This window comes from Denitraticella aggregata (genome assembly GCF_048158365.1).
GTDB lineage: Bacteria > Pseudomonadota > Gammaproteobacteria > Burkholderiales > Rhodocyclaceae > Azoarcus_F.
Genome location: NZ_JBLLNL010000006.1, coordinates 213596 through 224001, shown reverse-complemented (window position 1 = coordinate 224001; position 10406 = coordinate 213596). Strand labels below are relative to the sequence as shown.

Annotated in this window: 9 protein-coding genes; all 9 read right to left on the bottom strand. The window is 63.5% G+C overall.

Annotation, left to right across the window (positions count from 1 at the left end; all coding sequences use genetic code 11):
• Positions 1 to 109: 109 nt before the first annotated feature.
• Complete coding sequence (locus tag ACKVEX_RS09860) at positions 110 to 1717, bottom strand: AMP-binding protein (protein ID WP_473215546.1); 1608 nt, start codon at positions 1715 to 1717, stop codon at positions 110 to 112.
• Between the two features lie 161 nt (positions 1718 to 1878).
• Positions 1879 to 2607 (bottom strand): SDR family NAD(P)-dependent oxidoreductase, encoded by a 729-nt coding sequence (locus tag ACKVEX_RS09855; protein ID WP_473215545.1) that lies wholly within the window; start codon positions 2605 to 2607, stop codon positions 1879 to 1881.
• 10 nt (positions 2608 to 2617) lie between these two features.
• On the bottom strand, positions 2618 to 3412 hold the full coding sequence (locus ACKVEX_RS09850; RefSeq protein ID WP_473215544.1) for a cyclase family protein: 795 nt from the start codon (positions 3410 to 3412) through the stop codon (positions 2618 to 2620).
• Between the two features lie 103 nt (positions 3413 to 3515).
• Complete coding sequence (locus tag ACKVEX_RS09845; RefSeq protein WP_473215543.1) at positions 3516 to 4763, bottom strand: SDR family NAD(P)-dependent oxidoreductase; 1248 nt, start codon at positions 4761 to 4763, stop codon at positions 3516 to 3518.
• Positions 4760 to 5932: a thiolase family protein gene (locus ACKVEX_RS09840; RefSeq protein WP_473215542.1), complete on the bottom strand. Its 1173-nt coding sequence runs from the start codon at positions 5930 to 5932 to the stop codon at positions 4760 to 4762. Before ACKVEX_RS09840 ends, ACKVEX_RS09845 begins: the two co-directional genes overlap by 4 nt.
• Positions 5929 to 7563 carry an AMP-binding protein gene (locus tag ACKVEX_RS09835; RefSeq protein ID WP_473215541.1) on the bottom strand — a complete coding sequence of 545 codons (1635 nt, stop codon included), beginning with the start codon at positions 7561 to 7563 and terminating at the stop codon, positions 5929 to 5931. The genes ACKVEX_RS09840 and ACKVEX_RS09835 overlap by 4 nt, the downstream gene beginning before the upstream one ends.
• A 14-nt stretch (positions 7564 to 7577) precedes the next feature.
• A complete protein-coding gene (locus tag ACKVEX_RS09830; RefSeq protein ID WP_473215540.1) occupies positions 7578 to 8063 on the bottom strand; it encodes an aromatic-ring-hydroxylating dioxygenase subunit beta in 486 nt (161 codons plus the stop codon).
• A 10-nt stretch (positions 8064 to 8073) separates the two neighbouring features.
• The gene (locus ACKVEX_RS09825; protein WP_473215539.1) at positions 8074 to 9387 is read right to left on the bottom strand and encodes an aromatic ring-hydroxylating dioxygenase subunit alpha; all 1314 of its coding nucleotides are present in this window, start codon (positions 9385 to 9387) and stop codon (positions 8074 to 8076) included.
• 26 nt (positions 9388 to 9413) lie between these two features.
• Positions 9414 to 10391 (bottom strand): PDR/VanB family oxidoreductase, encoded by a 978-nt coding sequence (locus ACKVEX_RS09820; RefSeq protein WP_473215538.1) that lies wholly within the window; start codon positions 10389 to 10391, stop codon positions 9414 to 9416.
• Between the last annotated feature and the right edge of the window lie 15 nt (positions 10392 to 10406).

Below are 10406 nucleotides of genomic sequence, written 5' to 3'. Positions count from 1 at the left end.
ATTCCGCGATTTCGATTATACCGCCTGAGCTGATGAACCATTAAGGATTGAAGTGTGGAGACCGAAAGCATCCTCGAGATTGCCGGCCGCCTGACTGCTCCGGTTGTCGTCAGGCGAGGGATTTCAGTTTGAAACGCTGCAGCTTTCCGGTTTCAGTGCGAGGCAGCGCGTCGACGAAACGAATCTGTCGCGGGTACTTGTAGGGCGCGACGGTGTTTTTCACGAACTCCTGCAGTTCGGTGGCCATCTGCTCACTCGGCCGGCACTCTGGCTTGAGCACGACGAAGGCCTTCACAATCTGGCCCCGGGCCTCGTCCGGTACGCCGGTCACGCCGCACTCGGCCACGGCCGGATGTGCGAGCAGCGCCCATTCCACCTCCGGGGCCCCGATGTTGTATCCCGACGACACGATCATGTCGTCGATCCGGGCGTGGTAATAGTAGTAACCGTCCTCGTCCCTGTGAAAGGCGTCGCCGGGCAGGTTCCAGCCATTGCGGACGTAATTCTTCTGACGTTCGTCGGACAGGTAGCGACATCCGGTCGGCCCCTTGATCGCGAGCTTTCCGACCTCGCCGGCCGGCAGCGGATTCATGTCGTCGTCGACGATCATGCCGCTGTAGCCGGGCAGTATCCGACCGAGCGATCCCGGGCGGTAGTCCTCGGGCCCGGAGCCGAGATAGATGTGGATCATCTCGGTTCCGCCTATGCCGTCGTGAATCTCGATCCCGGTCGCATCGCGCCATCTGTCCCGGGTGTCGGTCGGCAGGGCCTCGCCCGCCGACACGCACTTGGCGAGCGAGCCGAGGTCTCGCGTGGAGGCCAGATTCGCCATCTGTCGATAGGCTGTGGGTGATGTAAAGCAGATGGTCGCCCGATGTTCGGCGATCGCATCGAGCAGGCGCTCGGGATTGAGTCGCTCGAGCAGGACCGTGCTGGCCCGCGCCCATAACGGAAAGCACAGCAGGCCGCCGAGTCCGAACGTGAACGCCAGCGGCGGCGTGCCGATGAAGACGTCGTCCTGGGCCGGCTTGAGGCAATGACGCGGAAAGACTTCGCACATTGCCATCACGTCCCGGTGGAAATGCACGGTGCCCTTGGGCACACCGGTGGTCCCGGACGTGAATGCGATCAGGGCCGGATCGTCGGCTGCGGTGTCGATCGTGTCGAAGCGTCCCGACTTCGTCGCCGCGCGCGCGTCCAGGTCGCCGCCGGAACCGTAATGCACAATGTGTGCGAGCGCAGGATGTTGTGCCTGGGCTGCGGCCAGCTCATCGGCGAGCGTCGAATCGCACAGCGCGTGTGACACCTCGGCGATCCGGATCACGTCGCCCAGTTCCTTCGCACGCAGCAGCGGCATGGTCGGTACCGCCACGCCGCCCGCCTTCAGGACCGCGAGCCAGCATGCGGCGAGCATCGGATTGTTGCCGCTGCGCAGCAGCACCCGGTTGCCGGGGACGAGGCCGAGATCCTCGACCAGCACCGCTGCGATGCGATTGACCTGGTCCAGCAAAGCCCGGTAGGTCCAGCGTGTGGACGCGCCGATGATCGCAGGTCGGTCGCCATGGCCCTCTTCGATGGCCTTTTCCAGCAGTTCAGCACAGGCATTGAGGCGATCCGGAAACTGCAGTTCCGGCCGCTCGAAGATCAGTTCGGGCCACTGATCTGCGGGTGGAAGGTGGTCACGGACGAAGCTGTCCCGATGGGCGCTGTGGGTCATGGTTGTCTCCTCTACCGTCTGCTGCGACAGGCGATGCGACGCATCCGACCGGCCCGTCATCGTCATTGCAATCCTTGCACTCCAGTTTCGAAAAAAATCACGAAGCTGTCAAGAACTAAATAATTTAACAGTAAAGTAATGCTTGCGTTCCCGAACTGGAATCAGATCGTCAGGGTGCCGACACTGGCGCCTCCGCATACGTAGAGCGTCTGGCCGGTGACGAATCCGTTGGCCGGGTCGGCGAAGAACATCACTGCGCGGGTGACGTCGCCGGGCAAGCCGATCCTGCCGACGGGAATGTTGCGGGCGAGCGCAGCTTCACGTTCGCTGCCTTCCGGAACGACATCGTGGAACATGTCGGTCTTGATGGGTCCGGGCGCCACCACGTTGACGGTGATTCCCTTGGGGGCGAGTTCGAGCGCCCAGGTGCGGGCCATGCCGATCATTCCGGCCTTGGTTGCCGAATAGGCGGTACGGGTCTGAAGGCCCAGTGCCCCGCGGGACGACATCATCACGATGCGGCCGAAGCGTGCGGCTTCCATTCCGGGCAGAACCGCCTGTACCAGGCTCAGCACGGATCCGAGGTGAATCTGGGTCAGGCCGTTGAGTTGGTCCAGTGTCACGTCGGCAAGCAGGTTGGGCCAGATCACGCCGGCGTTGTGCACCACATGACTGACCTTGAAACGGGATGCGATCTGCGCACTTGCAGCCTCGGTCGCGGCCGGATCGAGCAGGTCGACCTGAACGGCGTGCAGGCGAGGGTGAGCCCAGTCCGGAGCCCGTCTTGCCATCGACACGACCTCGTAACCCTGTTCCAGCAGGCAACGACAGATATCCGCACCGATGCCGGCGCTGCCGCCGGTGACGACCGCTGTATGCCGATCATTCATGGATGCGCCCTCATTCAAGCGTCGGCGCGAGCGCGAGCACGCGCAAGGGGCTGCCCGAGCCGCTGCGAATCTTGAGCGGCGCGGCCAGGATGAGGGTGCCCTGTGGCGGCAACTGATCCAGATTGGTCAGGCACTGCAGGCCATACCGGTTGTTGCCATGCATGAAGTAGTGGCAGGGGTAGGGCGGATTCAGATGCTGGGCCTGGCCGGCATCGGTACCGACCGACTCGGTGCCGAAACCATGCACATTGCGTTCCTGGATCAGCCAGGGTACGACCTGGGCATCGGGGCCGGGCGAGTGCGCGCCGTCCTCCGCCATGTTGAGGTAAGCCTTCGGCGTGGTCCGCTTGGACCAGTCGGTACGCATCAGCACCCAGGATCGTTCCGGAATCCGACCGTGTCGTTCTTCCCAGGCCTTCACGAAGTCGATGGTCAGCAGGAAGTCCGGGTTGTCGCGCGACTCGGCCGAAGTATCGATGACGACCGCGTGGGCAATGAAGTTTTCGACCGGAATGGAGTCGACACAGTTGTTCGGCTGGTCCTTGCCCGACACCCAGTGCACCGGCGCGTCGAAATGCGTGCCGGTGTGCTCCGACATCGAGAAGTTGTTCCAGTACCAGGCCGGACCACGTTCGTCATAGCGGGAGATCTCTTCCAGCCGGAACGGCCAGGCCTGGCCGAACTCCGGCGGCAGCACGATGGTGGGAAACTCCGGTGTCAAAGTCTGGGTGAGGTCGACCAGCTTGAGCCGGCCTGAAAGCAGTTCCTGCAGGAATTGCCCGAGAATCGGATTGGGGGTGCTCATCGAAGAACTCCGTTGAAATGGCAGGCAGGAATAGAGACCTGGCGCGGATGGCCGGCAACCCACGCGGAACGGACGTTCCACCGCCCGGCCGGAAAAGCCGCGATCAAGCCCTCAGCTCCCGTTCGACCGCCTTGTGGTTTTCGCGCAGCCGGGTGCGCAACTCCTCGGCGACATCGCCCACGTAGGCATCCTCCACGCCGTCCCGCAATGCCTTGACGACGGATCCTGCAATCGTCGAGGGTGCAAGCTTGGGCGGGGGCGTCAGCTGGTCCCAGCTCTCTTCTGCCGGGCCCGAGAACACGTTCAGCACCCTTACGCCGGCTCCATGAAACTCCGATCGCAAGGTCTTTGCGACCGACAGTGCAGCGGCCTGCGCAGCGCTCCATGCACCCCGGGCAGGGAGTGGGGACAAGGCGTAGATCGAAAGCAGATTCACCCACGCGACCGCATGGTGGGTGCCGTCAGCGGCGCGAAAACAGAGTCCGGGGCCAAAGGCCTGTGCAACGCGCATCAACCCGAACACATTGATCTCCATCGCGTCCTTTGCGAGGATGACGTCACGTCGGGTCATCACGCCGCCGTCCCGAAGATGGTCGGCGGTGTTCACGACGATCTCGACCCTGCCCCCTATCGAGGCTGCCAGCCGGTCCACCGAATCGGTGTCGGTCACATCGAGCTCGACCACCTGCAGGCGTGGATCGGATGCGGCGAAGGCGTCGAACACCGGGTCGGTCTTCCAGGTCTGACTGTCGCCGATAAAAACGATGTTCGCATCGGCGGCCAGCATAGCCTTCGCGACCGCCATGCCGATCTCGCTGCGTCCGTCGGTGACCAGCACCCGCCGATACTTGGGGTCACAGGTGGATTCGCGAAGCTGGGCGTCGTCCTGCATGGCGGGTGTATCCTTTTCCGGTAGGGCATGGAGAACCGCCTGGCCGCTGCGGTCGAGCTTGAGCACAAGTCTGACCCGAACCCCGTCACCAGCCACATCCTGATGCACATGGGCCACGACCGAAGGGCCTGCGTCCATTCTGACCGTGCCGATTCGCCAGGGCAGGCGTTCCCTGAAGTAGAGATCGTTGCTGTGACGCAGCACGGTGGTCGCGACGACTTCGCCGCCATTGGGCACGGCCTGCCAGGCCAGCCGGTCGGACAGGCACTGTCCGCACACCTCTCGCGGGGGATACTGAACGATGCCACAGTCGGCGCACACCTGTAGTTCGAAAAGGCCTTCTGCGGCCGCACGGGTCAGACCCTGTGCGGCACGGCTGCGCGGTGAGGGAGGGCGTGTCGGCAGACGCGTGCGCGCATTGGGATTCTTCTTGCGGGGCCGGGCGAGCGGTTCGGTCATGCGGCACCCCTCTTCAGCAGGGCAGCCCCGGAACACAGGCCGCGATCGTAGTTGATCATGCCGAAACCGGAGACCAATCCGATCGCCGCCCCTTCGACCTGCGTCGGCCCGGCACAGCCGGTGAGCTGGCGCAAGGCCTCGACCATGCCCAGATAGCCGCCCGCAGCACCAGCCTGACCGACCGACAGCTGACCACCTGAGGTATTGAACGGAAAACTTCCATCCACGGTGAAGGTGTGGCGACGGGTGAATTCGGGGGCCTCGCCCTTGGCGCAGAATCCGAGATCCTCGAACTGCATCATGTTGATCACCGGGTAGTCGTCATAGGTCTGCAGGAAATCGACATCCTCGGGTCCGATTCCGGCGTGCTCATACAACGCGTCCCTATCCATTTCCCAGCCTCCACGAAACTGGATCGGGTCTTCCGGAAACGCGTTGTGCCGCTCGATGGTCGAGCCGATGCGGGCGAAAGGCAACCGCAGCGCGCCTGCCCGTGATTCGCTCATGACCAGAAACCCTTCGGCGCCCGCGCAGGGCATGACGCAATCGAAGAGGTGAATCGGATCGGTGATCGGCCTTGCGTCCATGTATTGCTTGAGGCTGAGCGGTTTCTTCATCAGCGAATGCGGGAAGCGGAGCGCGTTGTCGCGTTGGGCGACGCACAGCTTTCCGAAGTCCTCGCGCGTGGCACCGTAGCGCCGCATGTAGTAGTCGGTCAGCAGCGCAAAACTCGCGTTGGGCCCGCCCGCGCCGTAAGGATAGACCGCGTCCTGGGCAAACTGCGAGAACTGGCTGACCGTGTTGCGAAAGGAATCGACATGGTTGGTGTCGCCGGCGATGCACGCGATGACCTCGGCGTCGCCACATTGCACCGCGCGTGCCGCGCGGCGAAGTGCGACCACGCCGCTCGCGCCCCCCATCGGAATGTGGTCCAGCCAGCACGGACTCATGCCCAGATGCTGCATCAGGCCGACCGCGGTGTCCGGTCCGAGCGTGAAGCTCGACACGCAGACTCCGTCGATGTCCGTCTTGTTCACGCCCGACGCACGAATCAGGGCGCGAAGTGCCCCCCCGAGCCACCAGTGCGCGCTGCGGGTCGAGTAGCGTACATACGGGACGGTGACCGGAACGGCTGCAACCACTCCATCGTAGGATTTGCGCGGTGTCATCCGGTATCTCCCTGACGTTTCTTGAGCCCGCGGGTGTCCACGCAGTTGGGTGCATCCAGCAGCGAATGGGCGAGCGCCTTCAGCTCGCCGCGCTGTATCTTGTTGGTCGCGGTCAGCGGCAGACTGTCCACGAAGACCACATAGCCCGGCGCCTTGAAGTACGCGAGTTCGGCGAGACACCACTCGACCAGTCCGGTCGCGGTCTGCTCCATCGCCGCCCGGTTGACCGGTGTCACCACCGTCACCACGCAGGCCATGATCTCGTCGCCTCGCACTGGATCGGGAACCGCTGCGACCGCGACCGACTTGACCTGTCGGTGCTGCTGCAGCACGCTCTCGACCTCGACCGCGGCGATGTTCTCTCCACTGCGGCGGATCACGTTCTTCTTGCGGTCGACGAAATGCAGTTGGCCGTCGGCGTCTCGGCGTACGATATCTCCGGTATGGAACCAGCCGCCTGCCCAGGCTTCGTCGGTGGCGACCTCGTCCTTGAGATAGCCGGCGAAGAATCCGTAGCGCGGATCGTCGCCGGCGTGCTTGACCAGCAGTTCGCCCTGCTGTCCGACCGCGGCTTCGTGCCCGTCGTCCGTGACCAGGCTTACCCGCACGTCCTCGCCTTCACGTCCGAAGCAATTGCTGCCGACCTGCCGCGGTTCCCTGTTCGCGATGATGACAGCGCCGGCACCGGTTTCGGTCATCGCCCAGGCCTCAAGCAGTGGAAATCCGAAGCGGTGCTCGAAAGCGGCGTGCAGCGTGCGATCGACGCCTGCGCCGAAGGCGAAGCGCACATGATGGTTCCTGTCCTCCGGACTTTCGGCTGCCTTCATCAGCATGGCCGGCATCACGCCGAGATAATGGACGACCGTGGCACCCGACGCGCGCACGCTGCGCCACCAGCTGCGAGGGTGAAAGCGATCCAGCGGAATCAGGCAGCCACCGGTGAAGATCATCGCCATGGCCGAATACGCCATCGCGTTCATGTGAACCAGGGGCAAGGGCGTGATCATCCTGTCGCTTCCGTCACGCAGCTCGGCCAGTCCACCGATGCCGGCGTACCATCTGCCGGCATGCAGGAAGTAGCGGTTCGGAAGGATGCAACCCTTGGGACGACCGGTCGTGCCCGATGTATAGAGCAGCGCGCACTCGGTCAGCTCGTCCGGAGCGGTGCCCGCCAGCGGCGGGGCCGAATCCGGTACGGGCGGGGCATCGCCGTCGGCCATCACAGCCATGCGGCGACCGGCCCGCCTGGCCCCCTCCAGGAGATCGCCGTGTCGGCCGGGTAGCGCCACCGCGAGCGCGATCCCGGAGTGGCCGATCAGATACTCGAGTTCGGCCGCGCGCAGGTCCGGATTGATCGGCACCACCGACGCGCCGAGCGCGTTCAGCGCAAACCAGTGAAAGAAGAAGGCCGGGCGGTTCTCCAGCAACAGACCGACCCGATGGCCGTGGCCATAGCCTGCGGCCGCATACGACGATCGCAGGAACTCGATCTGCGCGGCCGCCCCTGCATAGCTGATCTCGCCTGCTTCGATATCATAGAGGGCAGCGGTCTCGTCCAGTATGCACAGAAACGGCCTGGGCGCCCAGCGCGTGGCCGCGAGCGAGAACGCCTGATGCACGGTTGAAGTCAAGTTGAATTCCTCGTCTACATGAACAGCTGGATGTTGCCGAAGGCCGCATCACAGTTGACCAGATCGACTCGCTTGAGCCGGATCCGCAGTTTTCCGTCATCATCGACCAGCGTGTAGGTGCTCCAGCCGGCATAAAGCGTCTGGGTGTCGAGCCGCGTCTCCACGTAGTGGAAGGCGCATCGAACCGTGTATTCGCCGGCGACCGGATTGGACGCCTCGACGGTCGGCGCCTGCAGCAGGTGGTGGCTGCGGCTCATCGGCTGCTGCGAGAAGGTCCGCTGGCCCGACAGCCGCTCGACCCGGATCTTCAGCAGCAGCTTGTCTTCATAGAGGAGGGAAGTGTGCAGCCTCGGATCCTGCTGGTCGCGTGCGAGTGGCATCCAGTAGTAGCCGTCCTCGGCGAACAGGCTCAGCCAGTCCTCGAAGCGCTGTTCGTCCAGCATGCGCGCCTCCGCGTAGACGAAGTCGCTAAGTTGCTGCGGGGTGATTTCCTTGCTCATCGTGACTTCCTCACATGCTTTCGGTCATGAACCGGGCCCACGCGCGGAACTGGTTGCGCATCTGCCACTCGTTGGTGCCGTTGGTGACCACGTTCTTCTGGTCCCTTTCAGCCGGATCGAACAGACGCGCGACATTGACCCAGTCACGTCCGCGCGATCTCAGCCCGTCCTGGGCGCGCTCGTACATCTCGAGATCGTCATGTCCGACCACCGACGTGGGTGCATTGATCAGCCGGTTGTACATCAACGTGCGCTCGAGCAACAGGTCGGGCGCACCGACCAGGCGGAAGGTCCACGACTCGACCAGGGTCCTGTCCACCGCGATCGGCTTGAACAGGCGCAGCGTCTGAATCGGCCCCTTCACCATGATGTTCGGGAAATAAACGGTGTTGTGACGGGTGTCGCCGAGAATCCTGGATGCCCGTTCCTCGCCGTAGGCCGCGACCATCTGGTCCCAGTAACCGGGCACCGGCGAGTAGGCAGCATGGATCGAGTCGGCTACGCCAGTGTGCCCGTGACCGTTCTCCCAGATACGAATGCCCATACCTTCGAAGAATTCGTAGCTCGACATGAAGGGCGCGAACAGTTCGACCGCCATCGGTTTCGGGGTGCCCTCCGGCGCCTGTTCCCAGGCCTTGACCGCCGTCCCCGCCGACGATTCATGTGCGACCATCGGATGGCAGGTGTCGGTCTGGTTGTCCACCAGCATCTTCCAGTTGCAGTTGTGCATGTAGCGCAACACACCGCCCGCGATCTCCAGTCGGCCTTCGGGCGACCTGTCGATCATGTTGTCCAGCGTCGAAAGCGATTCGCCGAAGAAATCCCCGAACGAGATACCGCCCGGGTTCAGCTTGCAGAAGACGAATTCCCGATAGGCCCGAACCTCCGGAACGGCCGCCATGCCCTGACTGCCCTCGCAGGATTCGAACCCGGTGTTCTCGTAACCCTTCTTCAGCGGAACGCCAAGCAAGGAACCGTCGGTTTTGAAGGTCCATGCATGATAGGGGCATCGAAAGAACTTGCCGGTATTGCCGCAGACACCCCCCGCGACCTTGACGCCCTTGTGTGGACAACGGTTGTACAGCACCTTGATCGAACCGTCGCTATGGCGAACCATGACCACCGCTTCGCGACCGACCGTGGTGGTGTAATAGTCGCCCTTGTTCGGCACCTGGCTTGCGTGGCCGACATAGACCCAGGTATTGGCGAAAAGATGCTCCATCTCGAGGTCGAAGACCTCGGGGTCTGCGTAAACGTCCTTGTGTACCTCGAGATCCCGCACCAGCGCGCGAACCGCATCCGGGTTATCCCTGTATTTGCTCATTGCCGTCTCCTCCTGCGTCACTGCGCTCAAAGATCCAGAACCAGCCGCGGCGACTTCGAGCGCGAGACGCAGATCTGGATCAGTTTGCCTTCTGCCTTCTCGGCGTCGGACAGGTAATAGTCGCGATGGTCGGGCTCGCCTTCGAGCACCACCGCCTGGCATACGCCGCATTCGCCGCGCTTGCAGTCGAAGAAGGGGTCGAGCCCTTCGGCTTCGAGCACGTCGAGAATCGTCCTGTCCGGTGGCACCTCCAGCACCTTTCCGGCCTGACGCAGTTCGACTTCGAAGCTGTCATCGGTGGAGGAGGGCGCCGCCGTCGCAAACAGTTCGAAATGAATCCGTTCCGGCGGCCAGCCACGTGTCCGGGCGCCTTCGATCGCCGCGTCGATCATGGCCTTGGGTCCGCAGGTGTACAGGTGCTGGTGCGTGTCCAGCGCATCGAGCAGGGCGCCCAGATCGAGCCGGGTATCGGCTTCGTCATCGGCATGAACGATCAGGGCCTGCTCCGCGAGTCCGGTGAGTTCATCGATGAAAGCGAGTTGGTCGCGACTGCGTCCGCTGTAATGCAGCACGAACGGGCGGCCGCTGCGTCTGAGCGCTGCGACCATCGATGCGATCGGCGTGATGCCTATCCCGCCGGCGATCAGCACGACCGGTCCCTCGCCCTGTTCGGCCGGATGGAGCGGAAATTCATTCTTCGGTCCGACGACTCGGAGCCGGTCGCCAGCCTTCAGCGCGTGCATATGCGAAGACCCGCCCTTGCTCTGTTCCTCCAGCCTGACCCCCAGTCGGTAGCGGGCGGGGCGTTCGAAATCCGCCTGCTCGGTCGAGAAACTCACCAGGGAGTAACAGCGCGGGTCGCGCAATCCGGGGATGCTCACCTGCAGATGGGCGCCCGGCGAGAACGGCGGGAGAGAGGTTCCGGCTGGCGCGCGCAGATGCAGGGTGCGAATCAGTGGGGTGCTCGCGCATGTTTCGCAGATTTCGAGTTCCAACTCTTGCATGACAGTCGTTCCTGG